21 protein-coding genes, 2 rRNA genes and 1 pseudogene are annotated in these 25,613 nt (G+C 38.5%); 17 read left to right on the top strand and 7 right to left on the bottom strand.

Annotation, left to right across the window (positions count from 1 at the left end):
* The 3 genes from J7E77_RS22790 to J7E77_RS22800 form a co-directional block, all read left to right on the top strand.
* Nucleotides 1–98, top strand: a 23S ribosomal RNA gene (locus tag J7E77_RS22790); the annotation flags it as partial.
* A 75-nt stretch (nucleotides 99–173) separates the two neighbouring features.
* A 5S ribosomal RNA gene (rrf, locus tag J7E77_RS22795) occupies nucleotides 174–290 on the top strand.
* Nucleotides 291–646: 356 nt separating this feature from the next.
* Nucleotides 647–2,113 (top strand): spore germination protein, encoded by a 1,467-nt coding sequence (locus J7E77_RS22800; protein WP_214717127.1) that lies wholly within the window; start codon nucleotides 647–649, stop codon nucleotides 2,111–2,113.
* A 59-nt stretch (nucleotides 2,114–2,172) separates the two neighbouring features.
* Here J7E77_RS22800 and J7E77_RS22805 read toward each other — a convergent pair whose 3' ends face one another.
* The 3 genes from J7E77_RS22805 to J7E77_RS22815 form a co-directional block, all read right to left on the bottom strand.
* Entirely contained in the window at nucleotides 2,173–2,937 is a 765-nt protein-coding gene (locus J7E77_RS22805) for a sulfite exporter TauE/SafE family protein (protein ID WP_214717128.1), read from the bottom strand.
* 133 nt (nucleotides 2,938–3,070) lie between these two features.
* Nucleotides 3,071–3,361 (bottom strand): hypothetical protein, encoded by a 291-nt coding sequence (locus tag J7E77_RS22810; protein ID WP_374103002.1) that lies wholly within the window; start codon nucleotides 3,359–3,361, stop codon nucleotides 3,071–3,073.
* Nucleotides 3,362–3,422: 61 nt separating this feature from the next.
* A complete protein-coding gene (locus J7E77_RS22815) occupies nucleotides 3,423–4,667 on the bottom strand; it encodes an MFS transporter (protein ID WP_214717130.1) in 1,245 nt (414 codons plus the stop codon).
* A 173-nt stretch (nucleotides 4,668–4,840) separates the two neighbouring features.
* On the opposite strand from J7E77_RS22815, the gene J7E77_RS22820 reads away from it, so the two are divergent.
* The 5 genes from J7E77_RS22820 to cysC are packed head-to-tail and all read left to right on the top strand — an operon-like array spanning nucleotide 4,841 to nucleotide 8,716.
* Nucleotides 4,841–5,602, top strand: coding sequence for a phosphosulfolactate synthase (locus tag J7E77_RS22820; protein WP_214717131.1), 762 nt, complete (start codon nucleotides 4,841–4,843; stop codon nucleotides 5,600–5,602).
* Nucleotides 5,593–6,138 carry a histidine phosphatase family protein gene (locus J7E77_RS22825; protein ID WP_214717132.1) on the top strand — a complete coding sequence of 182 codons (546 nt, stop codon included), beginning with the start codon at nucleotides 5,593–5,595 and terminating at the stop codon, nucleotides 6,136–6,138. The genes J7E77_RS22820 and J7E77_RS22825 overlap by 10 nt, the downstream gene beginning before the upstream one ends.
* A 28-nt stretch (nucleotides 6,139–6,166) precedes the next feature.
* Nucleotides 6,167–6,868: a phosphoadenylyl-sulfate reductase gene (locus J7E77_RS22830; protein WP_285290683.1), complete on the top strand. Its 702-nt coding sequence runs from the start codon at nucleotides 6,167–6,169 to the stop codon at nucleotides 6,866–6,868.
* Between the two features lie 43 nt (nucleotides 6,869–6,911).
* Nucleotides 6,912–8,081 (top strand): sulfate adenylyltransferase, encoded by a 1,170-nt coding sequence (gene sat / locus J7E77_RS22835; protein ID WP_214717134.1) that lies wholly within the window; start codon nucleotides 6,912–6,914, stop codon nucleotides 8,079–8,081.
* A 35-nt stretch (nucleotides 8,082–8,116) separates the two neighbouring features.
* Nucleotides 8,117–8,716 carry an adenylyl-sulfate kinase gene (cysC, locus tag J7E77_RS22840; RefSeq protein ID WP_214717135.1) on the top strand — a complete coding sequence of 200 codons (600 nt, stop codon included), beginning with the start codon at nucleotides 8,117–8,119 and terminating at the stop codon, nucleotides 8,714–8,716.
* An 8-nt stretch (nucleotides 8,717–8,724) separates the two neighbouring features.
* Here the strand turns inward: cysC and J7E77_RS22845 are convergent, their stop codons facing one another.
* A complete protein-coding gene (locus J7E77_RS22845) occupies nucleotides 8,725–9,342 on the bottom strand; it encodes a YitT family protein (protein ID WP_214717136.1) in 618 nt (205 codons plus the stop codon).
* A gap of 264 nt (nucleotides 9,343–9,606) precedes the next feature.
* On the opposite strand from J7E77_RS22845, the gene J7E77_RS22850 reads away from it, so the two are divergent.
* Complete coding sequence (locus tag J7E77_RS22850) at nucleotides 9,607–10,629, top strand: DUF3231 family protein (RefSeq protein WP_214717137.1); 1,023 nt, start codon at nucleotides 9,607–9,609, stop codon at nucleotides 10,627–10,629.
* A gap of 52 nt (nucleotides 10,630–10,681) precedes the next feature.
* Here the strand turns inward: J7E77_RS22850 and J7E77_RS22855 are convergent, their stop codons facing one another.
* Nucleotides 10,682–10,912 (bottom strand): hypothetical protein, encoded by a 231-nt coding sequence (locus tag J7E77_RS22855; protein ID WP_214717138.1) that lies wholly within the window; start codon nucleotides 10,910–10,912, stop codon nucleotides 10,682–10,684.
* A gap of 180 nt (nucleotides 10,913–11,092) precedes the next feature.
* Between J7E77_RS22855 and J7E77_RS22860 the strand changes: the two genes are divergently transcribed.
* Entirely contained in the window at nucleotides 11,093–11,944 is an 852-nt protein-coding gene (locus J7E77_RS22860; protein ID WP_214717139.1) for a DUF2935 domain-containing protein, read from the top strand.
* A 138-nt stretch (nucleotides 11,945–12,082) separates the two neighbouring features.
* Here the strand turns inward: J7E77_RS22860 and J7E77_RS22865 are convergent, their stop codons facing one another.
* Nucleotides 12,083–13,288, bottom strand: a complete 1,206-nt coding sequence (locus tag J7E77_RS22865) for an MFS transporter (protein WP_214717140.1) — start codon at nucleotides 13,286–13,288, stop codon at nucleotides 12,083–12,085.
* A gap of 367 nt (nucleotides 13,289–13,655) precedes the next feature.
* On the opposite strand from J7E77_RS22865, the gene nirB (J7E77_RS22870) reads away from it, so the two are divergent.
* The 7 genes and pseudogenes from nirB (J7E77_RS22870) to J7E77_RS22900 form a co-directional block, all read left to right on the top strand.
* Nucleotides 13,656–16,031, top strand: coding sequence for a nitrite reductase large subunit NirB (gene nirB, locus J7E77_RS22870; RefSeq protein ID WP_214717141.1), 2,376 nt, complete (start codon nucleotides 13,656–13,658; stop codon nucleotides 16,029–16,031).
* A 56-nt stretch (nucleotides 16,032–16,087) separates the two neighbouring features.
* Complete coding sequence (nasC, locus tag J7E77_RS22875) at nucleotides 16,088–18,235, top strand: assimilatory nitrate reductase catalytic subunit NasC (RefSeq protein WP_214717142.1); 2,148 nt, start codon at nucleotides 16,088–16,090, stop codon at nucleotides 18,233–18,235.
* A gap of 93 nt (nucleotides 18,236–18,328) precedes the next feature.
* A complete protein-coding gene (gene nirB / locus J7E77_RS22880; RefSeq protein WP_214717143.1) occupies nucleotides 18,329–20,743 on the top strand; it encodes a nitrite reductase large subunit NirB in 2,415 nt (804 codons plus the stop codon).
* 30 nt (nucleotides 20,744–20,773) lie between these two features.
* Nucleotides 20,774–21,097, top strand: a complete 324-nt coding sequence (gene nirD / locus J7E77_RS22885) for a nitrite reductase small subunit NirD (RefSeq protein WP_214717144.1) — start codon at nucleotides 20,774–20,776, stop codon at nucleotides 21,095–21,097.
* Between the two features lie 21 nt (nucleotides 21,098–21,118).
* Nucleotides 21,119–21,895, top strand: coding sequence for a uroporphyrinogen-III C-methyltransferase (gene cobA, locus J7E77_RS22890; protein ID WP_214717145.1), 777 nt, complete (start codon nucleotides 21,119–21,121; stop codon nucleotides 21,893–21,895).
* Between the two features lie 240 nt (nucleotides 21,896–22,135).
* Nucleotides 22,136–23,377, top strand: coding sequence for an ATP-binding protein (locus tag J7E77_RS22895; RefSeq protein ID WP_214717146.1), 1,242 nt, complete (start codon nucleotides 22,136–22,138; stop codon nucleotides 23,375–23,377).
* A gap of 132 nt (nucleotides 23,378–23,509) precedes the next feature.
* Nucleotides 23,510–24,895 (top strand): annotated as a pseudogene (locus tag J7E77_RS22900) (MDR family MFS transporter); the annotation flags it as partial.
* A 68-nt stretch (nucleotides 24,896–24,963) separates the two neighbouring features.
* Here the strand turns inward: J7E77_RS22900 and J7E77_RS22905 are convergent.
* On the bottom strand, nucleotides 24,964–25,476 hold the full coding sequence (locus J7E77_RS22905) for a gamma carbonic anhydrase family protein (protein WP_214717148.1): 513 nt from the start codon (nucleotides 25,474–25,476) through the stop codon (nucleotides 24,964–24,966).
* Nucleotides 25,477–25,613: the final 137 nt, after the last annotated feature.

Genomic DNA, 25,613 nt, shown 5'->3' on the forward strand with positions numbered 1-25,613 from the left:
AGTAAGAACCCTGAAAGATGATCAGGTTGATAGGTCAGAGGTGGAAGCGTGGTAACATGTGGAGCTGACTGATACTAATCGTTCGAGGACTTAACCAATTTTTAAGGCACACTCGTTTTACAAACTTCTTCTGCATTATCTAGTTTTGAGGGAATGATACCTCAACCAAATAGTCTGGCAGCAATGGCGAGAAGGTCACACCCGTTCCCATACCGAACACGGAAGTTAAGCTTCTCAGCGCCGATGGTAGTTGGGACACGCGTCCCTGTGAGAGTAGGACGTTGCCAGGCAAATCAAGGACAACCTGAAAAGGTTGTCTTTTTTTGTGTTCCAGATAATTGGAGGGTGGTTCACTTATTTGTATTTATAGTGCCCAGGGAAGAGGAAAAAGAGCTTGAGCAGTAACTAAAGAAGGTCTTTAGTGCCCGAGGAGGAGGAAAAAAACCACCAACGGTAACTTAAGAGGGCTTTAAGTGCCCGAAGATAAGGAAAAAAGCCATGGGCGGTAACAAAAGAAAGTCTTTAAAAATCATATAAGTACCCGAACTCTCTAGTAAGACAGAGTTATTTAATAATATTGAAAAGAGTATATTAACCTCAAACATGTTGCAAAATACCAATAATGAAAATTTAGGAGTTGGCACGTTTGGGAAAAAAGGGGACACAAATTCCGGTTAAGGAAAAGTTTGAAGATAATATTGAATACCTAATAAAAGAATTACGGATTGGAAAAAGCTTTGATGTGATTCACCGGCCGTTGGAATACGGAGGACTCCGGTTCGGGATGTTTTTGATAGATGGGTTTGCTTCAGCTAATCTCTTACTTTTAATAATGAAGGAGATGGAGAAACGGAAACCAGAGGACTTTGGAAATAATCCCATTGATAAGCTTTTTAAAACCTTTATTCCTCATGTAGAGGTGAATACATCAGATGATTTAGAGGAAGTTATAGCCCAAATTCTTGCAGGACAAACTGCAGTAGTCGTTGAAGGCGGTAAACAAGTAATCCTGATTGATTCACGTGAATATCCAATCCGTTCTCCTCAGGAACCGGATATTGAACGGGTTGTACGTGGACCCCGTGATGGCTTTGTTGAAACGATTGTATTTAACTTAGCTTTAATTCGCAGGCGTGTACGGGATCGATCCCTTGTAATGGAATACGTCCAAGTAGGAAAGCGATCTAAAACAGATATTGCATTAGTATACATAGATAGCATTGTTGACCCGGATAATGTAAAAATGTTAAGGAATGAACTTGAAAAAATATCCATAGATGGGATTCCTATGGCGGAAAAAACGATTGAAGAATTTGTATTTGGCCGAAATTATAATCCATATCCATTAGTTCGATACACAGAAAGATCTGATACAAGTGCCGTTCATTTAATGGAAGGCCATGTATTAATAGTGGTGGATGGGTCACCAAGTGTTATGATTTGTCCATCCACCTACTGGCATCACCTGCAGCATGCTGAGGAATATCGTCAAAAGCCGGTAATTGGGATTTTTTTACGATGGGCACGATTTATCGCTGTGTTATCCTCCTTATTTCTCTTACCACTTTGGTACACTTATGCGACCAATGAACAATTACTCTCAGATCGATGGAAGTTTATCGGTGTAGAAGATCAAGGGGAGATTGGTTTAATCTGGCAATTTCTCATTGCTGAAGTCGGAATTGAAATTTTGCGAATGGCAGCTATTCATACACCCAATGCCCTCGCAACTGCGTTAGGTATCGTTTCTGCAATAATCATTGGAGATGTAGCTGTAGAGGTAGGGATTTTTACTCATGAGGTCGTCCTATATGTGGCAGTTGCTGCCATTGGAACGTTTGCCACACCAAGTTATGAGTTAAGTCTTGCCAATCGAATTTTTCGGGTTTTCTTTTTAATTATGGTTGCTTTATTTAAAGTTCCCGGGTTGATCATAGGGATCACGTTATGGATTATGCTCCTTGTTGTAACTAAGAGCATGAATACACCATTTTTGTATCCGTTTATTCCATTTAATCCACGAGATTTTCGGATTATGCTCTCTCGGACGCCAATTCCGCTTAATAATACAAGGGCTGCAATCCTAAGGCCACAAGATAGAACAAGGCAATAAAAATAAAGTCTATCAAATTTGATAGACTTTTTAGCTGTTACAGAAGTTAATTGCTTATATTAAATTAGTTTAAACCCACTTATCAAAATCATCACTGCCATAATAGTTCTTAGAGGTTTTGCGGGTAATTTAGAGGATAAGGTGCTTCCTAATATGACACCAGGGATCGACCCCATTAAAAGGTTAAACACTAATAGATAATCAACATTGCCGATTCCTGCGTGCATAATCCCTGCAGCGGAGACTAATAAAAAGGCATGAGCGATATCGGTTCCGACCAATTCTGGAGTTCTCAATCTGTACAAGTAAATCATAGCTAATGCAAACAATGAACCAGATCCTATCGATGTCAAGCCTACAATAAAACCTAATATAGCACCAATCAGAATGGTTAAGCCCCGTTTTTCATGGATCGGCTTCTTTTGAAAATGATTCCATTCTAATTTATTTTTCATAAATGTTTTAAACAAGGTAGTCAATGCTACCAATATTAAAACGTAACCCAATGCGTGCTTAATCACCACTTCTTGGTTATGAAAAAAAGAATCAAATAAATGGAGAACTCCTACTGCACAGATCGCACTTGGAATACTCCCAATCGCTAGATACTTTACTAACTTGAAATTTATCGTCTTCTGCCTCCAATGTTGAATTGAACCAAAAAGTTTAGTTATGGAGTTATAAACAAGATCAGTACCTACCGCAATCGAAGGGCTGATACCTAATAAAATTAAAATTGGTGTCAACAAAGCGGCCCCTCCAACACCTGTTAATCCGACCATAAAGCCGATTAAAAGACCCATTACAATAATCCCCATGCTCATTACACGCACACCCCGAATATCTAATCTAATCTAATGTTGATTTATAACATTAAAATATGAAAGAGTTAGACACCTGTGACATGGATGGTATGCCCAAAAAAAAGTGGACCCAGCTTGGAGTCCACCTAAATCATTATTTATCTTTTTCTTCTTCATTCAAATTTATTTTTTTACATCCGACATATAAACAAGAGAAAATATCTAATCCGGGTCGAGCCTTAGCTAATCCTTTTATATAAGGTGTGACTAAATCCTTAAAATCCGCTCCGACTTCTATCTCTTCTAAAATTCCATAAACATAAAGCTTTTTTTCATCAAATAGAAGAGCCACGTTTCCTACTGCTTTGTTATTTCCATCCACCACATTTAATACCTGAAACTGCGGTGTGATTACCTCAGGAGAAAAATAAATTTGCAATGACATCTACTCCTTTTTATCTAGCTCCATTGTCAAGTAAACTCTCCTAAACGGACCTTTTTCAATTTTATGTGAAAGATAATTTTTCAAACAATGAATCACTTTCTTCTGAAGGTTCCTTTTTAGCAACATGGATGAGCATCATGGAAAGCAATCCACATAACAATGTTAAACCTGCTGTAGTTAAGAACATCCCTGAACGGGACCATTCCATTAATGCCCCAAAAATAGGTGGACCAATGGCAACACCTAAAAATCTAACGGATCCATATAGGGAGGTAACGAATCCACGCCGGTCTGCCGGTACGGAACCAGTAATAAAGCTATTGATACAAGGAAGAACGAGACCAGTTCCAATACTGCTTATGACTAAGACAGCAAAAAATGGAAGTAAATTTGTAAAGAAGACCAATGATGCAAAGGAAGCAGTCATTAATAAACAGCCGATGACGATTAATCTTTTCATTACCTTCATTTTTTTTCCAATATTACTGCCTGTAAAATAGGAGGTTGTTGTCATAAATAAAAGGGGGATCGCTAAAATGGCACCTTTTAGTAAACCATCAATCTGATGATCTTTCTCGAGAATATCGGATATATAAAACAAAATCCCAAATAGTGTAAAAAGACAGGAGGCACCTGTGAAATATGCTGCAAATAACCAGCGTCCTTCTGTTTTAAATACTGATACAAGACCCTTCACATATTTTCCCAAAGGAGGAGGTTCTTTTTCTGCTTTTTTTTCCTTGATAAAAAAGATGGTGAAGAGAACTGACATCGCACAAAAAATTGGGAAGGCAAAAAATGCCGCATACCAAAACAGAAGGGCTAGGAGCGAACCGATAATTGGACTTATTACCTTTCCGAATCCATTCGACGCTTCCACTAACCCTAAAACTTTACTTTGTTCTCCACCCTTAAATAAATCGCCTGCCAATGCCATGGCAATGGGAGCCGTACCAGCAGCACCCATTCCTTGCAAAATCCTCCCTGCTATAATCCATGTATAGGAATTGGAGAACCAGGCAGCTGCAGCGCCAGCTAAAAGGCCTCCGCTGCCATATAAAATTAGTGCTGGGATAATAATCGCTTTACGTGAAAATCGGTCAGATAAATACCCTAATACAGGTATAGATATTGCCGCTGCAATCGAAAATACAGAGATAATTAAGCTAGTCTGAAATTGAGTAATATTTAGTTCTGATTTCATTTTTGGAAGAATTGGGATTAACATTGAGTTTCCTAACACCAAAATAAGTGGGATTGAACCGATTGCAGTAATCGTCAAGCCTTTATGCTTTTGCTTTGGCAATGAATGTACACCCCTAACTGTAACTGTGAAATTAAGCCCTATTATTGTTTGGAATGAGCCAAGAGTTTATACAATGGCAATTGCCTATTTAATAGGGAAAAAAGCCCATTATATACACATTCACCCATTTTTCGAATAATCTATCCTAGAAAAATAGAGGAGGCGCATTCCCTATGAGTTTTTTAACCATTCCTGAAAGGACATCAGGAATCAGGTCATACGGTCTAACTTCTGTGATCGATACGGGGACCCCGATGGGAGAATTAAAGAATATCTTAGCTGATTATGGCAGCTTTATTGATATAGCTAAGATCGGAATTGGTTCAGCTTATGTAACGCCAAACATAAAGGAAAAGGTTCAGCTTTACAAGGAATATCATATTAGGACTTATTGTGGCGGTACATTATTTGAAAAAAGCTTTTACCAAAAAAAAATTCCTGAATATTTATCCTTTTTACAGGATTTAGGGATTGAATGGCTTGAAATATCTAATGGGACACTAGATATCCCGGTAAATGAACGCCTCCGTTTAATTTCACAATTAAAAAATGACTTTCATATCATTTCTGAAGTTGGTTCCAAGGATCCTAATCAGGAAATGTCTATTTCTGGATGGAAGGAAGAAATATCGCTCTTCTTAGAAGCCGGATGTGAATATGTGATTACAGAAGGGAGGGAATCTGGGACATCAGGTATTTATGAAAAATGTGGTGATCTTAAGTCCGATTTAATTCAAGAGTTGGTCAGAGATGTTGACAGTAAAAAAATCATCTTTGAAGCACCATCGGCAAAACATCAAATGTATTTTATTAAAGAAATTGGACCGAATGTCAATTTAGGAAATGTGAAAATACGAGATGTTCTAATATTAGAAGCGCAACGCTGTGGTCTAAGAAGTGAAACATTTTTTTTGGAGGGAAATGAATGCAAATAACGCTAATCAGACATCTTCCCACAGAATGGAATAAAAAAACCTGGCTGCAAGGCAGGAGAGATATAGAACTATCCCCATTAACAGATGAATTATATTTAGGAATAGCAGAGAATACGCAGCGGCTAAAAAAATTAGCACCATTTGAACTTGTTTTGGCCAGCACCCTGAAACGAACTCATCAAACAGCTCAGCTATATGGCCACGCATGCCAAACAGAAGGTTTATTAGATGAATTAGATTTTGGTCCATTTGAAGGGCGTCCAAAGGAAGAACTTTTCGAGAAATATCGTGAGCTTTGGATTAATAATCCAAAAGAGCTCGTTTTAGGAGAAAGTATTAAGAATTTAGAAGAAAGGGTTGTTTTGTTCATCGAGAAATATAAGAAGTTGTCCAATATTTTAGTGTTTGGCCATGGATCGTGGATTAGGGCAATGATTTCATATTCGCAGTTTGGCGATGTTAATCACATGAATAAAATAATTGTCGAAAACAATGCCTGTATTACACTAGCATTGAATTCCAATCTTCGAGGATAGAAAGTCGAGGTGACCTTAATTGTCTGATCTGTTGACGTATGAAAATTGGGATGAAAAAAAGGTAGGTACCCTTTTGGACCATCCTCGCGATTTTCTAGATATTTTAAAATGGGCATACCAAAATTATGGAGAGAGAATTGTCTATTCGTGCAGCTTTGGCGCAGAGGGAATTGTCTTAATCGATTTAATTCATAAAGTAAATAAAAATGCGAAAATTATTTTCATCGATACCGGCATCCACTTTCCAGAAACTTATCAATTAATTGAGGAAGTTAGGAACAGCTACCCATCGCTGCAGATCGATCTTATTAAACCAAGGATATCGTTAGATGAACAAACCAAATGGTATGGAGACGAATTGTGGCAGAGTAACCCCAATCTGTGCTGTCATTTAAGAAAGGTGGTTCCTCTTAAGGAAGCATTACGGGATGTTGAAGCATGGATCTCAGGTCTAAGGCGAGATCAATCCCTCACAAGGAGTAACACCCAATATATAAATAAGGATGAAAAATTTAAGAAAATAAAAATTTGCCCCCTTATTCACTGGTCATGGGAAGACATTATGACTTATATCCATCTAAATCATTTACCATACAATCCCTTACACGATAAAGGTTACCCAAGTATTGGCTGTGCTCCCTGTACAAAGCCTGTCGTAGATTCAAGAGACTCTCGTTCCGGACGGTGGGCTGGTCAATCGAAAACTGAATGCGGACTCCATGAAACATAAATAGGCCACAAAGGCAAATTCAAGAGATTAGGGAGGGAGTAATATGAGTGAAAGTGTCCCCCATGGGGGTGAATTGGTAAATAGAATTAACCTAAATACTCCAATTGATTACACTCGTAACTATATAGAATTAGGTAATTTAGAATTAAGTGATTTAGAGTTAATTGCAAATGGTGCCTATAGTCCGCTTACTGGGTTTATGGGTATATCTGACTATAATTCAGTAGTTAGTAATATGAGGCTGATCAATGGACTTCCGTGGTCGTTACCGATTACATTAGCTATCAACAAAGATAAAGCGAAGGAACTTAAAACCGGTGAGATGATCAATCTAATCCACAATGGCACTGTGTATGGTGTAATGGATGTGAAGGAATTATTTATCCCTGATAAAAAGTTTGAAGCTGAGATGGTATACAGAACAACTGATATTCATCACCCAGGGGTTAAAAGGCTGTTAGAACGACCGGAGATCTATCTCGGAGGTCCCATTACCCTGATAAAAAGACCTGAGAAAAGTAAGTTTGAAAGCTATTATTTGGACCCCATCCAAACAAGGAAGCAGTTTAGGAGATTAGGTTGGAATACGGTAGTTGGTTTCCAAACTAGAAATCCCGTGCACCGGGCCCATGAATATATTCAAAAAACAGCATTAGAGACTGTCGATGGGCTTTTCTTAAATCCGTTGATAGGTGAGACCAAATCGGATGATATTCCCGGTGAAATCCGTATGAAAAGCTATCAAGTCTTAATCGAAAATTATTACCCGAAAGATCGGGTGTTCCTTTCTGTTTTTCCTGCCGCGATGAGATATGCTGGACCTAGGGAAGCAATTTTTCATGCTATCGTCCGGAAAAATTTTGGATGTACTCATTTTATAGTAGGGAGAGATCATGCCGGAGTAGGAAACTATTATGGAACATATGATGCCCAAAAAATATTTAGTCACTTCACTGACGAAGAACTTGGCATTAAACCGCTCTTTTTTGAACATAGCTTTTATTGTAAAAAATGCGAAAACATGGCCTCTGAAAAAACATGCCCACATGATTCACAGCAACACGTAATTTTATCAGGCACAAAGGTTAGAGGTATGTTAAAAAACGGGGAACAGCCGCCAAAGGAATTTAGCCGGCCAGAAGTGGTCGAAATTCTAATCCAAGGAATGAAAGAAGCCTACCTAGATGAAACCCGCCGTTTGGAGACCCCTTAAGGCGAACTATTTTTAGAAAATAAAGGGGTGATGAAATGGGAAATAGTAAGAATATTATTTGGCATCAGTCAACGGTAAAAAAAACAGATCGCTACCTATTAAATGGGCATAAAAGCTGTGTATTGTGGTTTACAGGTTTATCTGGATCAGGAAAATCTACCTTGGCTAATGCTGTGGATCATGCTTTGTATCGACAAAATATTAGGAGCTATGTTTTGGACGGTGATAATATTCGCCACGGGCTAAATAGTGATTTGAGTTTTGGGGTTGAGGACAGGAGAGAAAACATTCGGAGAATCGGGGAAGTGGCAAAACTGTTTGTTGACAGCGGCCTGATTGTTTCTTCTGCATTTATTTCTCCATTTCTTGATGATCGGCAGCTTGTTCGAAATATGTTTGATCCCCGCGAATATATTGAAATATTTTTGAATTGTCCTATCAATATCTGTGAAGACCGGGACCCAAAAGGGCTATATAAAAAAGCAAGAAAAGGAGAAATCCCTGACTTTACGGGAATATCCTCTCCGTATGAGGTGCCAAATGATCCAGAAATCATGATTGAAACTGATACAATGACACTTGATCAATCAGTTGAAAAAATTTTAGCCTATTTAAAGGAAGAGAAGATTCTTTAGGGATCTTCTTATCTTTTTCTCCAATTTGTCGTTAGGAATTTTATTTTTTGTAATTTTAATTCAAAAATAAAATCGATGATATTCGTCGAAAAGAATTGGCAAATAACCGCGAAAATAACAATTTTATAATCAATCACAAGGGCGGTTAATAAAAAAATCAAAAAGTTTATTCCCATCATTACTTTTCCGGGACTCCATTTCTTATAGGAAGCGATCATTAATGCTGGAATGACCATTCCACCGCTGGATGCCCCCGCTCGAATCAATAATCCTACACCAATACCAAAGAAAACACTTCCACATAGTATATCCACCATAATATGGATATGAAGATGTGGAACTAGGGCTGTTAGAAAAGTTACGGTCGTGGAAGTAATAGCAACCGAAAGAATCGTTCGAATGGTCCAGGTGTATCCAAAATACTTTAAAGCGAAAAGTAGAAAAACAATATTAGATAACCATAAAGAGAAACCAAGTGATAAATGAAACCAGTGATTTACCAAGATCGCAAGTCCTGCTGCCCCGCCGGAAGGGATGGAGTGAGGAAATAAAAACAAGGACATCGACATGCCCTGAAGGGTAGCCCCAAATAAAATGCAGAAATAGGTTAAATAAGTTCTTTTCATAGTTTAAAGAAATAAACCATATCAATTGTATTTTTCAATTCCACATAAATACCTCCTCAGGACTATCACTCCTTGTCCATTTTATGAGAAGAAAAAAAGGAATATGTAGAATGTTTTTTCAACGTGATAATATCAAGATAAGAGAAGCGCCTGTTCAATTGGTCGAGGTGTTCTTTTCTTTGGTATTAACTATGTAATTACATATAACTTTTCATAATAGGAAAAGATGGTAATAGGTATTTTCCGTATGGAGGTAAAATATTAATGGATAAAGAAAAACAATTAAAGCTGACCACAGGAGAGATGGCTCAATTGTGGGCGCAATACATGAATGATAGTGGAAGTAAATGTGTGCTGACGCATTTTTTAGAAAAAGCTGAGGATGAAGAGATTAGACCTGTTATAGAATTTGCATTAAATCTTTCAAAAAATCATTTACAAAAATTAACGTCTATTTTTGTAGAGGAAAACTTTGTAGTTCCGAATGGCTTTAAGGTTGATGAGCATGTTAATTTAGCCTCTTCTAAACTATTCTCTGATAGTTTTGTGTTAGAGTTTATTAATCAGATGGCAAAAATTGGACTTACCAATTATGCTGCCAGTGTTGCATCATCTATAAGAGATGACATTACAGATTATTATATGGAATGCACGACAGAGACAATGCAATTATATAAGTTGTCAAAGGATTTATTATTGTTAAAAGGACTATTTGTAAAGACCCCTTATATGCAGGAGATGGATCATGTTGAATATGTAAAAAGGCAAGGATTTATGTTAGATGTGTTTGGGGAAAAAAGACCGTTAATCGTAGCTGAAATCAGTAATCTTTACGCTAACCTTCAAAGAAATGCATTAGGAGCTGCCACGCTAGCTGGCTTTAGTCAGGTTGCAAAAGATAAAGAAGTGAAACAATTCTTTCTTAGAGGAATAAAAATTGCAAATAAACATATCAAATTATTTGCTTCAAAATTGGAGGAAAGTTATCTGCCCGTCCCCAAGACATTGGCATCAGAAGTAACAAGCAGTACGGATCAAACGTTTTCTGATCAGCTCATGATGTTTTTTACATCAGGTTTGATTGCCTTGAGTATTGGTTTCTATGGGACAGGAGTTGCTCAAAGTCCTCGGATGGATTTAGGTGTCATGTATAACCGATTATCTTTAGAAGTTCAATTGTTTTCTGAGGATGGTTCAAATATCCTGATCGATAACGAGTGGCTAGAACAGCCACCAATGGCATTAGATCGAGACGAATTAGCACAAAAAAAAGATCCAACTGACTAGGATTATAACTTAAATAGGGCCTGACTGCAGTACCATGATTAGGCCCTTCGAATTACTTAATACTTTTTCTTGTGTAATAGGCAAATAAAAAACATATTATCGGAAGCAAAGCAACTAGTCTAAACCAATTTTCTGCACCAAAGAAATAAAGGGATGGCAGTACTAAAGCAATTCCACTCATTAATAAGGCTTTCCATGATTTTTTTGATAATCCCCATAGTAGTATCAACACTGAAACTCCAATTAATAACCAAAAAACAAAACCCACCCAATAGAAACCCATATAATCCCCCTTAAATTCTCGTTTCTACATATAATAATATGTATGTTAACTTCTTTTCTTTTGTTATTATATTATTCTTATTTTAGAAAGGGGAACCTTTTGAACCTCTTATTTGGGTATATTTATATGAATTTATTAATAAGAATAGAACGAATGAAGTACTTACTGGGGGGTTTCTGAATGAATGGGTATGAAAACTTACAACATCCTGATACAGGTGTTACATCTGGAATGTTTGTTGAGCGATCGTTAAATGAAATACGTTTTTGGTCTAGGATCATGAAAGAGCATTCTTTATTTCTTCGATTAGGTTTTAGAGCAGAGGATACTCAACTAATCCAAGAGGCTAATCAATTTTACCAATTGTTTGAACGAATCGAACAAACTGCACATTCCTCTACCAATCAAGCAGACCCTGAACAAATAAGAAGATTTAATTCGGAAGTACAACAAGCTGCAACCAGCATTTTTGCATTTAAACGAAAAGTACTAGGTTTAATACTTACATGTAAATTGCCGGGGGCAAATAATTTTCCACTGTTAGTTGATCATACAAGTAGAGAAGCTAATTATTTTAGAAAACGATTAGTGGAATTAAACGAAGGTAAATTAAAACCCCTTCCAGATGCCATCATAAAAGAAAATGTCTTCTTCCTAAGAATTATGGCAGACCATGCTAAATTTATTGGTCATCTACTGGATCCATCCGAAAGGAAGTTAATTGATATAGCCCAAAATTTCAGCAATGACTTTGATCAATTGATGTATCAAGCAAGAGACTTAGAATCTATGAAGCCACAATCTCAAACCGTTCCTCTTTTAGATCAATTCCTGGATCAGAATCGTGTGTCAGTCTCATCTCTACGGGACTTCAAGAAAACGGCACGTGATTTAATTGAGCAATGTAAAATAAAGAGTATCATCCATCCACTATTAGCAGACCATGTTTTTCGTGAGGCTGATAGATTTCTTGAAATAATAGATATGTTTGATGCGCATCTTACAAGCGGTAACCCACAACCTAGAGTTTAGAAGATTGGAGAATGCATACACAAAGAAGCAGTTAAATTGAAGAAGGCTATTCTAGGACCAAGTTAGGTTCAAGAATAGCCTTCTTCAGGTTCTGCTTCTTTTTCTTACTATTTAGTAGCTGTCCATAAAAAATTATCTCTAATTTTTAATTGAGGCTTCCTTTGGCGACCAGGTTTTTCGCCATGACATTTGTGCAATAAGCAGCACAATTAATGCAGCGATTCCAACTCCTGTATAAACCATAAATCCTGTTCCGTACGTTCCGGTAATTTCCTTAAGTGATCCAAGTATATTGGGTACAAAAAATCCGCCAACCCCGCCAGCTGCTCCGACAATCCCGGTAATCATCCCAATTTCTTCTTGGAAGCGCTGTGGAACCAATTGAAAGACTGCACCATTTCCCATTCCAAGGCAGAGCATTCCGAAAAACAATAAGGTTGTCACAATAGCCAAAGATGGAAGCTGACTCACGCCGAACATACTGAGAGCTACCCCGATAAATAAAAAGGTCAGAAGACGTACGCCGCCGACTTTATCTGCTATGAAACCCCCAACTGGCCGGAAAAAGCTTCCTGCTGCCACACAAAGTGTGACAAAATCTCCTGCTCGTACTTTGGATAAATCGTATTGATCCACAAAAAAGATGCTTAAGAAACTGGACAAACCGACAAATCCTCCGAAGGTGACACTATAAAGCAAACAAAAAAACCATGTGTCTTTTTGTTTAAATACTTTCAAATATTCAACCACCGGTTTTGCTGCTGGTTGTGAAGGTGCATCTTTCGCAAGAAGAATATACAAGATAAAAACAATCAAAAGAGGAATAATAGCTAATCCCATTACATTATGCCAGCCAATATTTTCTGCAAGACGCGGGCCGAATAATGTAGCAAAAAGTGTTCCGCTATTCCCAGCACCTGCAATCCCCATTGCTAGTCCTTGTAAATGCGGCGGGTACCACCGGCTTGCCATTGGTATGGCTGCCGCAAAACTTGCACCTGCAACACCAAGAAGAATCCCTATCAAGTAAAGTTCGGTTAGCGTCTGTCCGAATAACCAACCCCATGCTAGTGGGATGATGGTGACGAGCATCCCGCTTATTGCTGTTTTTCGCGGACCAATACGATCCGTCATAACTCCAAGGATGAGCCGGAAAAACGATCCGCTTAGGATTGGAACAGCAACGATGAAACCCTTTTGAGCGGGAGATAGTCCAAAATCCTTTGTTATATAAACCCCTAGTGCCCCCAAAATCACCCAAATCATGAAACTAACATCAAAATATAAAAATGACGCTGCTAATGATGGCGTATGCCCGCTTTTTTTTAGATCTGATAACCTCATAATGTTGTTCTCCCTTCTATTTGTATCATAGTTAACTACCAAAATACATTTTTACTTTTATTACCATTCAAAACAGCTATCTTTTGAAAACATGACCCTTACTAGTAAAACCAAGAATGAAAATAAACCGATATTGTTTTTCATCACTTTCCCTCCTTAACATTGTTGGTATTTGTGTTTCCCTTGCTTTGTTAAACAATAACGTATTCAAACAGGAGATGTCTCATAGCGTGTAAGGAACTCTAACATAAAACTTATTGTGTTAGAAAATGTTACACACTGAATTTCTTTTGATGAGTTTTATGGAATAATAGGGGATATTTATGGTTGCAGTTACCCAAATATCGAACTTACGGAGGCTTTTAGAATGGATAAGCAAAAACTCGTACTGATAGGAAATGGAATGGCGGGGGTGCGGTGCATTGAGGAGATTTTAAAGCATTCACCTTATTCCTTTGAGATTACTATTTTCGGAAGCGAACCACACCCTAACTATAATCGGATCCAATTATCGGCCGTCTTGCAGGGTGGTACATCGTTTAAAGATATTACAATCAATGATCGTGATTGGTATAACCAACAGAACATCAAACTGTTTACTGGAGAAACGGTGATAAAAATTGATACGGAAAAACAACTTGTTAAGACGGATAAAAATCAGGAGGTTCCTTATGACCGACTAATAATCGCAACAGGTTCTGTTCCATTTCAGCTGCCGCTGCCAGGTGTTGATAAAGAAGGAGTCATCACATTTCGAACCATGGAAGATTGTCAGAAAATGATTGAAACAGCGAAGCATTATAAAAAAGCGGTAGTGATTGGCGGTGGAGTCTTAGGTTTAGAAGCTGCCAAAGGTCTGCTCAATCTTGATATGGAAGTAACCGTGGTGCATAATTGCCTAAATTTAATGGAAAGACAACTGGATGAAACCGCAGCGAAACTGTTGGAAACAGAGTTAGAAAAGCAAGGATTTCATTTTCTTTTTGAAAAAGAAACAAAGGAGATTTTGGGAAGCAAGCGCGTGGAAGGAGTGTCATTTAAGGACGGTACCGAAGCAGAAGCTGATTTGGTTGTAATGGCAGTAGGGGTACGACCCAATATACAGTTAGCAAAGGAAAGCGGCATAGAAACAAACCGAGCAATCCTCGTTAATGATTACATGGAAACGAATATACCGAACATTTATGCTGTCGGTGAATGTGTGGAACATCGAGGAATCGTATATGGGTTGGTTAAACCTCTTTATGACCAAGGGAAAGTCTTAGCCCAGCGTATCTGCGGTTTGGAATGTAAAGGGTACGAAGGAACTGTTCTTTCGACCCAATTAAAAATATCGGGTGTGGATGTGTTTTCGGTCGGTCAGTTTATGAATGATGAAAGTCTTAAATCGATTGAAATTTATGATGAGTTAGATGGTGTTTATAAGAAGCTTGTTTTTGAAGATTCTAAAATGGTTGGCGCCGTTTTATTTGGTGATACAAGTGATCGTACAAGATTGCTAGATATGATCTTGAAAAAACAAGATGTGTCGGACGTGGAGAAAGTTACCCTGTTTCAAGCGTCAAGTGGAGGGGGAGATACTGTCGCCTCTATGGCACATAGTGAAATAATCTGCAATTGTAACGGAGTGCCAAAAGGGGCGATTATTGAAGCGGTTCTAAAAAATGGATTAACAACCGTGGACGAAATAAAAAAGTGTACTAAAGCTTCGGGCTCTTGCGGGGGCTGTAAACCATTGGTAACTGATCTTCTCACCTATATTCAAAGCGATGAATTTGATGAGGTCATTGAACAAAAATCGATGTGCCCCTGTACATCATTAACAGAGGATGAAGTGGTTTATGAGATGCAATTGCAAAGCTGCACTACGGTACAAGAAGTAATGGAGGTGCTTGATTGGGAAAGTAAGGAAGGATGTACTACCTGTCGTCCTGCCTTAGCCTATTATTTAGGAATGATCTATCCGGAGTATGAGAGCCGACAAGAATCACTTTTTGTATCCGAACAAATGAATGCAATTGTTCAACAGGATGGTACTTACACCGTTGTCCCACAGATGTATGGCGGAAAAACGACAGCAGAACAACTGCGAACGATTGCCGATGTTGCGGAGAAATATAGCATCTCAAATGTAGCTGTAACTAGTGAACAAAGAATTCATTTGATGGGGGTGAAGAAAGAGGACCTAGCTAGTGTGTGGGCTGATTTAAACATGGCAGTTAGTTCAACGTATGGAAATATGGTTCAAAATATTAAAACAAGTATCGGCGAACATATTTGCCGTTGTGACAAGCAATCATCGATTCAACTGGCTGTCAGCCTCGAAAAAAAATTGGAATTTCTCACCACACCCTACCGTGTGAAAATGGGCATATCAGCTTGTATGCATAATGGTGCAGGTTCGACTACGAAAGATATCGGAGTGATTGGAACAGGTCTTGGCTGGGAAATTTATGTCGGTGGCAGCAGTGGACGTAATGTACGAGCAGGAGAGTTATTATGCCTTGAATCATTGAATCATGATGTGATTGAAATTATTTGTGCCTTTATTCAATATTACCGTGAAACGGCCAATTTCCTTGAACGTACATGGCAATGGATCGAAAGAGTTGGTTTAGTGCATGTGCGCGAAATTCTGTTTGACTTAGAACATCGCCAGCAATTATTGCTGCGGTTAGAGAAAGATCGTTTCTTACGCAAAAAACTTTTAGTAAAAAGTTCCAGATCATCAACAGTCCTGTAAGGAACGTTCGTTAAAGTTAACTATTACGAAAAAAAGTGAGTAAAGGGTGAGCTATTTTGACGGAAGCATTTTTAAAGTATTTTCGTACAAAGGAACACGAAGTAAAATCAGAAAAAAAATACGAGTCTCAATGTCCATACTGCAGTATGCAATGTAAAATGCAATTGATTGAACAATCGATTGTTACGAGAAAAAAATATATAACCATTGGTAAAGAGAATCCAACCTCGGAGGGGCGTTTATGTATTAAAGGCATGAACGCACATCAACATGCTTTTCATAAGGACCGTTTGAAATATCCGTTATTAAAAGTAAATGGAGAATTTGTTCGTGTTTCCTGGGAGACGGCCATGAATAAAATTAAAGAAAACTTTACTAAAATCCAGGCAGAATCTGGACTGAATGCCTTAGCAGTTTATGGGAGCGCGTCGATCACAAATGAAGAAGCTTACTTATTGGGTAAATTTGCCCGAGTTGCATTAAAAACAAAATACATTGATTATAATGGACGTCTTTGTATGTCTGCAGCTGCTTCAGCGGCGAGTCAAACCTTTGGGTTGGACCGAGGATTCACGAACAGCTTGGCAGAAATTCCATCGACTCGTTGCATTATATTAGCAGGGACGAATATTGCTGAATGTCAGCCAACGATTATGCCCTATTTTGAAAGAGCGAAAGAAAATGGTGCGTATATTATCGCAATCGACCCTCGTGAAACAGCAACAACGAAAATAGCAGACTTGCATTTAAAACCTAAACCGGGAACAGATGCTGTGTTAGCTAATGGGTTATTGAAAGTTATCATTGAAGAAAATTATGTTGATAAGGACTTTATTCAAGAACGTGTGAACGGATTTGAAGAAGTTAGAGAGTATGTATTATCCCTTAATTTAGAAGAAATTGAAGAGATAACCGGCGTTCCGATTGAACTCATTCGCAAAGCGGCCGTAAGGTTTGGTAAAGAAGAAACAGGAATGATATTTACAGCGAGAGGGGTAGAACAGCACACAAATGGCTCGATGACTGTCCGTAATTTCCTAAATATTCTGGTATCAACTGGGAAAATTGGCAAACCGGGCTGCGGTTATGGTGCGATTACAGGACAGGGAAATGGCCAAGGAGCGAGAGAGCATGGCCAAAAAGCTGACCAGCTTCCTGGATATCGTTCGATTGAGAACGAAGAACATCGAGAATATGTGGCCAGTGTTTGGGGTGTTGACAAGGATGATTTACCACGTAAAGGTGTTTCGGCCTATGAAATGATCGAGAAAATCCACGAAGGGGAAATTCAAGGGTTGTTTCTGATGTGTTCCAATCCGATTGTCTCCAATCCAAATGCCCACTTCGTCAAAGAGGCAATTAAAAAATTAAAATTCTTTGTCGCGGTGGATCTGTTTGTTTCAGAAACAGCGAGATTAGCAGATTTAATATTGCCAGCTTCTTCTTATCTAGAAGATGAAGGAACGATGACGAATATAGAAGGACGGGTAACATTACGGGAAGCAAGCTATCCTTGTCCGGGAGAAGTGAAGCATGATTGGCAAATCATTTGTGAAATTGCCCGTGTGCTTGGAAAAGAAAAGTATTTTTCCTTTTCATCTGCAGAGGAAATTTTTTCCGAATTAAGAATGGCAAGCCGTGGGGGTAATGCGGATTATTTTGGAATGACATATGAACGTCTTAGGAAGGAAGGCGGAATATTATGGCCCTGCGCAGCTACTGACCATGGTGGGACGAAAAGAGTGTTTGAGACATCCTTTGCCCATTCAGATGGAAAGGCAGCGATGGTGGTTGTTCCGAACATCCCTGAGGTTCCAAAAGAACAATTATCTGAAGAGTTTCCACTCTATTTAACAACAGGAAGAGTCATGTCACATTACTTAACAGGAGTGCAAACAAGAAAAAGTCCAGCCTTAGCGGCAAGGAATGTAGAACCATTTATGGAAATTCACCCTGCAACCGCATTAAAATTTCAGATCCAAGACCAAACATTAGTGAAAATCGAATCGAGAAGAGGAAGTGTTGTGGTTAGAAGCAAATGGTCGGAAACGATTCGTCATGATACTATTTTTGTTCCCTTCCACTGGGCCGACTCACAAAATATTAATTTCCTCGTTTCAAAAGAATTGGATCCTACCTGTAAAATGCCTGGATTCAAAGTGAGTGTTGTAAAGGTGAGTCCAGTTAAGGATTTCCTAAATTAAAAATTTCTATGTTAGAAGACCTTACACGTTAAGTTAGTTATCGAGATGGCTGTGCTATAGTTTAAGAAACATTCTAAGGGGAGGAAACATAACGTGAATAAGAAAAAGTTGGTTCTTGTAGGGAATGGAATGGCTGGAGTTAAAGCGATTGAAGAGATTTTAAAACTAACCAAGGAATTATTTGAGATTACCATTTTCGGAAGCGAACCACATCCGAATTATAATAGAATACTGCTTTCAAAGGTTTTACAAGGTGATACAAAGGTTAAAGACATTACGCTTAATGACTGGGATTGGTACACAGAAAACAACATTCAGTTGTATACAAGTGAAACAGTGATCAAAGTAGATGCTAGGAAGAAAGTTGTTGTAACCGACTTAGGAAGAATCGAACCGTATGATGAATTGATTTTAGCGTCAGGGTCACTCCCATTTATCCTTCCGATTCCCGGAGCTGAAAAGATCGGTGTGACTGCTTTTCGGGATATAAGGGATACTGAAGTGATGCTTGAAGCCTCGAGGAAGTATAAAAAAGCGGCCGTAATTGGCGGCGGATTACTCGGGCTCGAAGCAGCCAGAGGACTTTTAAACCTAGGAATGGATGTTTCTGTTATACATCTCGCCCCTTATTTGATGGAAAGACAATTAGATCCACAGGCAGGGAAACTATTACAGTCGGAATTAGAAAAACAAGGTATGAAGTTTTTATTAGAAAAACAAACGCAAGAAATTGTTGGAGATGACCGCGTAGAAGGTTTAAGGTTTGGCGATGGAACGGTCCTTGATGCAGACTTAGTCGTGATGGCAGTTGGTATTAAGCCAAATATCGAATTAGCCAAAGTAAGTGGTATTGCTGTTAATCGGGGAATTGTCGTGAATGATTACCTGCAAACAAACGTTCCTAATATTTACTCTGTAGGGGAATGTGCCGAGCACAACGGATCGGTATACGGTCTTGTAGCACCATTGTTTGAACAAGGAAAAGTATTAGCTCATCACCTCTGCGGTGTAAAGACCAATGGCTATCATGGTTCCGTTTTGTCCACTCAACTGAAGGTTTCTGGGGTCGAGGTGTTCTCTGCCGGAGATTTTATGGAAGGTGAAGGAAAGGAAGCAATTAAAGTCTTTGATGGAAATGACAGCATTTATAAAAAGATCGTGTTACAAGACAATAAAATTGTTGGCGCCGTGCTGTTTGGTGATAGCAGTGATGGAAATCGCCTTTTTTCGATGATTCAAAAGCAAGCAGATGTCTCCTTTACCACGAAGGTATCACTTTTACAGCCACTTAATGATGATTTCGGGAGCAGTTTAGTAACTTCCATGAGTGAGGAGGACATTATTTGCGGATGTAATGGTGTAACCAAAGGAACGATTATCCAGGCGATACAGAATCAGGGTTGTTCATCCGTTGATGAAATCAAAGCTTGTACAAGTGCTTCTCGGTCTTGCGGGGGATGTAAGCCGCTTGTTGCTGAAGTGTTACAACATACACTTGGGTCAGAGTATGACGGTACTTTGCAGAAAGAAGCGATTTGCAGCTGCACTCATTTTTCGAGAGATGAAATAGTGGAAGAGATTAAAACCAAAGGTTTGACCCATATCAAAGAAGTGATGAATGTTCTTGGGTGGAGTACTGAGGAAGGTTGTTCAAAATGCCGCCCTGCTTTGAATTATTATTTAGGGATGGTCAATCCGATTGAATATACGGACGAAAGAGAGTCCCGGTTTGTCAATGAGCGGATGCATGCAAATATTCAAAAGGATGGAACATATTCTGTTGTTCCGCGAATGTACGGTGGAGTAACGAATTCACAAGACTTACGACGGATTGCTGACGTGGTAGATAAATATGAAATACCATTAGTAAAACTAACAGGAGGACAACGGATTGACTTACTCGGGGTAAAAAAGGAAGACTTGCCTAAAGTATGGACTGATTTGGATATGCCTTCAGGATTTGCCTACGGAAAATCACTACGTACAGTGAAAACATGTGTCGGTGAACAGTTCTGCCGTTTTGGAACCCAAGATTCCATGGGTCTGGGAATCGACCTCGAGAAGAAATTTGAAGGACTACAAACACCTCATAAAGTGAAAATGGCCGTTTCTGCTTGCCCGAGAAGCTGTGCGGAGTCAGGGTTTAAAGATATTGGGTTTATTGGGATTGACGGCGGTTGGGAACTTTATGTCGGTGGGAACGGCGGAACCCATGTACGCGGTGGAGATTTACTATACACAGTGAAAACATCAGAAGAGGCGATGGAAATTACCGGTGCGTACCTTCAATATTACCGTGAAACAGCCAACTATTTAGAACGTACTTCTGCTTGGATTGAACGTGTTGGTTTGACCCATGTTCGTACGGTTCTCGATGATAAGGCAAAACGTCAAGAATTAAATAAACGGATGGATGATGCATTATCTGTTATTAAGGATCCATGGAAGACGATAACAGAGGATGAAAAAGTAAGAAAAGAATTGTTTGAAAATGTTGTTATGTCGTAAGAACTTACATTTAAAGGAGGACATCGTCCAATGACAAAGAAAAGCGTAGAAATGGTATCAATCGGTTCTGTACGGGATCTTCCAGAACGATTAGGAAAGACTGTTTGTGTCGGGGATAAAGAAGTGGCTGTATTTAAATTATTAAATGGTAGCGTGCGTGCCGTTGAAAATCGCTGTCCACATAAAGGCGGGGTTTTGAGCGAAGGTATGGTAAGCGGTGAATTTGTTTTCTGTCCCATGCATGATTGGAAAATATGTTTGGATAATGGGAAGGTGCAAGAGCCGGATACAGGCTGTGTGAAAACCTATAAAACCAGAATAGAAGGGGAAGAAGTATTTCTCTTAATCGATTAGTTCAGTAAAATGGAGGTCTTTATGATTCAAACAAAGGGGAAAGTCTATATTGTTGGAGCAGGTCCTGGTGATCCTGATTTAATTACGGTTAAAGCAGCGAAATGTCTTGAGCAGGCAGACGTTATTCTTTATGATCGGTTAGTCAATCCGGTGTTGCTGAAATACGGTAAGACCGACGCTGAGTTCATCTATTGCGGAAAAGAGCCGGGAAACCATTGTGTTTCCCAAGATTCCATCCATCAAATATTAGTAGATAAGGCCTTGGCTGGTAAAACGGTTGTTCGATTAAAGGGAGGAGACCCATTTATTTTTGGCCGAGGCGGTGAAGAAGCAGAAGTGCTTGTTCAAAATGGGCTCGAATTTGAAATTGTACCTGGGATTACTTCTGGTATTGCTGCCCCGGCTTATGCGGGAATTCCTGTCACTCACCGTGAATGGAGTCAATCGTTTGCTATGATTACAGGTCACTGTTTGAGTGGCAAACCTAAAAACATTCGTTGGGACCATCTAGCCCATGGTGTCGATACTCTTGCCATTTATATGGGTGTCAAACATCTTCCTTTTATATGCAGCCAACTTATATCCTGTGGAAAGGATTCTCAAACACCTATAGCTGTAATTGAACAAGGGACAACAGGAAATCAACGGACAGTTGTCGGTACACTTGAGACGATTGTTGAAGTTGTAAATGAAAATGGAATTACGAATCCAGCCATGATTGTCATCGGAGAAGTTGTCAAACTATCGGAGAAACTATCCTGGTTACCGGAAAGGGTCAAAGAAGAGATGCTAATATAAAACAATAATTGTGTTTTAAGAGTTTATATGAATAGTATAGACTCTTTTTTTTGTCATTATTTTTAATTTTACAATTAATAAAAATTCAATATCCGTGGAACTTAACAAATTTGCCATTGAAATTTGATGGCTTTTTTTTCTTTTTCTCTCCATAATAATAATTAATTGATTTTTATGAAGGATTAAATATAATTATGTAGAATTGCATAACTAAATATACCTAATTAAGAGGGCGGAATAATGAATAAATCGGGTCAAATTATCCTGGTGCTGATTTCGGTTTTATATAGCAGTTACCAAAAGATTTACGATCATCATCCTTTTTTTTCGATAGACTTTTTTCTTTTTACCCTTATTGCATGGGGAGTGGGTTGGCAATATGATAAAGCACGCTATTATGAAAAAAAAGCACGTGCTAGTGAGGAGAGCTATAAGAAGTTAATAGATTCATTGCCTGCACCCGTCTATATTACGAGTAATCATAGGTTTTTATATGTAAATAAGTCTGCCATGAAAATGATTGGTGCTACCAAACTAGAAGATGTAATGGGGAAATCCATTTTTGAATTTATTATTCCAGACTATAAAAGTCGTTTGCTTGAACGTTTTAAACAAATAAAGAAAGAAAAGCAGCCCGTAAACACCATCGAATACAAAGCAAAGCGTTTGGATGGGACATCCTTTTTCTTTGAAGTATCTTCCTTGTTTATCGTTTTTGGGGGAAAAGATGCAGTGTTGTCCATTGGCAAGGATATTACTGAAAAAATGGAAGAAACAGAACGTCTACTTCAAAAGTCTGAAAAATTGGCATTATTAGGCCAAATGGCCGCAGGTATAGCCCATGAAATACGAAATCCACTCACATCTATAAAAGGTTTTATCCAACTCTTAAGGACCAGCACTAGGAAAGAGGAATACTTTGATATTCTGTTAACAGAGCTTGACCGGATTAATGATATCGTCGGGGAGTTCCTCGTGCTTGCCAAACCGACAGCTGCCGTTTATATGACACGGGATATAAAGATGTTATTAAAGGATGTTGTCACCTTAATTAACAACCAGTCTCTTTTAAATAATGTTCAAATCTTTGTGGATTTTGACAATGATTTGCCGTTGATTAGCTGCGAAGAAAATCAACTAAAACAAGTTTTTCTAAACCTACTTAAGAATGCGATTGAAGCAATGCCTAAAGGCGGAAATATTAATGTATACGTTATGAAAAAAGAAGATGGGAAAATTTCGGTACAAATCATTGATCAGGGGGTTGGGATTCCGGAGGAACGGATCTCTACTCTAGGGGAACCATTTTATACCACGAAGGAAAAGGGAACAGGTCTTGGCCTAATGACTTGCTACAAAATTATCGAAGGCCATAATGGGGAACTAAACATTTACAGTAAAATTAACGAAGGAACCACCATTGAAATAATTTTACCAACAATTACTCAGCCATTATTGAAGATGGAAGTGAGCCATTCATAACGAATGGCTTATTCTATTTACTTGAAAAAATGATAAAATATCATAATAGAGTTAGATGAAAGAGATTAGGAGAGGAATTGTGGGTTCGTTACAATCTAAACAAATGCTTAGAGAAGTTCTTTTTTTAACTATTTTGTTATGTTCATCAAAAGTATAAGGAATTTTAATTTAACTGTGTCGGAGGAATGTATGAAAAAGAATAGGTATGTGTTTTGGGGTCTTGTAATATCTACCCTAATATCAGCACTTGATGCAAATATTATGCAAACGGCAAGTCCCACCATAGTGAAACAGCTTGGAGGGATGGAGCTGTTTGCTTGGATATTTGTTGTCTATATGTTAGCAAGTACGGTTACGGTCCCGCTTTACGGGAAATTATCTGATATGTATGGTCGGAAAAAGCTGTTAATTATCGCTGTTTCAATATTTACCCTAGGTTCGATTCTCTGTGGAATGGCCAATTCCATTAGTATCCTGATTATTTTTAGAGGTGTCCAAGGAATAGGGGCAGGCGGGATGATCCCACTCTCCATGATCATCGTAGGTGATTTGTTTACGATAGAAAACCGCGGGAAAATTCAAGCGGTCTTTAGCAGCATATGGGCAATTTCATCCATCGTTGGACCTGTATTGGGTTCCTTCTTTGTCGAAGCACTAACGTGGAGATGGATCTTCTTTATCAATATTCCCATTGGAATTGCAACGGTTCTTTGTATGATTCCTTATAAGGAAAAAATCGAATTTAAAAAGACCCATATCGACTACAAAGGTTTCTTCTTATTTGGGATTTCGATTACGCTATTATTGTTATCTACGAATGTAAAAAATTCTATTTGGTACATTATCCTTGGAATTATCGGTTTGATTGTCTTCATATTGGTGGAGAGGAAAGAAGCACATCCGTTCTTGCCAGTATCATTGTTTAAAAACAAAGGAATCCTAATGACTAACCTTTTCATGTTATTTTACTGTCTGTCCTTTTTTGGAACATCCAACTTTATTCCATTGTATCTTCAAGAAGGAAATGATATGAGTATTTATAAAAGTGGACTAATTCTTCTCAGTATTGCGGTGGGCTGGATGTTTGGCAGTACCCCGGCAGGGAAGTGGATTATACGCTATGGATATAAAAGCTTATTTATCATCGGAAGCTTCATCACAACTGCTTCAGGCTTAGCATTATACCTATTCATCACTGATTTATCTTATATTGGTCTGTTTCTAATCTTAACTATCCAGGGCGTTTCATTTGGCTTATTATTTGCGGTTGGAACGATCGCTTCCCAAGAATTTGCTGAATCCCATATCAAAGGCATGTCCACTTCGCTGCAAATGTTTCTAAAAAACATTGGGACATCAATCGGAGTCACCATCATGGGACTCATAATCAATCAGGCTGCAAGCATCGTTATTGGAATGAAAAACGTATTTCTTTATGCCCTTTGTTTGAGCTTAATTACGATTGTACTCAGCTTTGTCATTCCTGCTAAAACAACTGCTTTAAGTGAGAGTAAATAGTTTTACACTTCATGGTGCCTGACACCCAGCAATTTTTGGTGTCAGGCACCTCTTTTTTATTCTTAGGTTTATTTAAGTATTTCCCTAAACTCTTTTCCCCTTTGAACATAGTGCTCGCTGGACATTTGTAACAAGTCCAGGTCCTTCTGAGTAATTTCGCGGACCACCCTTCCTGGAGAACCCAACACGAGTGAGCGAGGGGGAATTTTAATACCTCCAGATAGCAGCGTATTGGCTCCTATAATACAATCCTCGCCAACTTCTACATTGTCTAAAAGCGTTGAACCCATTCCAATAATACATCGCTTACCAACCTTACAGCCATGCAAAATAACATTATGGCCAATTGTCACATCATCAGCAATTTCGACAGGAAATCCTTCGAATAAATGAATCGTTGAATTGTCTTGAATACTGCAGCGTTCACCGATGATAATTGGCCCGTCATCTCCACGTAATACCGCATTAAACCAGACAGATGAATCCTTACCAATTCTTACATCACCGATTAAATAAGCGCCAGGTGCAACAAATACTGATTCATGAACATCTGGGGAAATACCTTTGTAAGGAATAAACATAATAATCTCTCCTTATAAAAAACTGAATTATCTTTCTATTAATCTAAATATATCATGAAATCAAAGACAAGATGTCTAATATGTATTTATTCATTTCCAATTGAACTCTTTTTGCTCATTCGATTAAAACAATTTGT

Source organism: Bacillus sp. ISL-77, assembly GCF_018613105.1.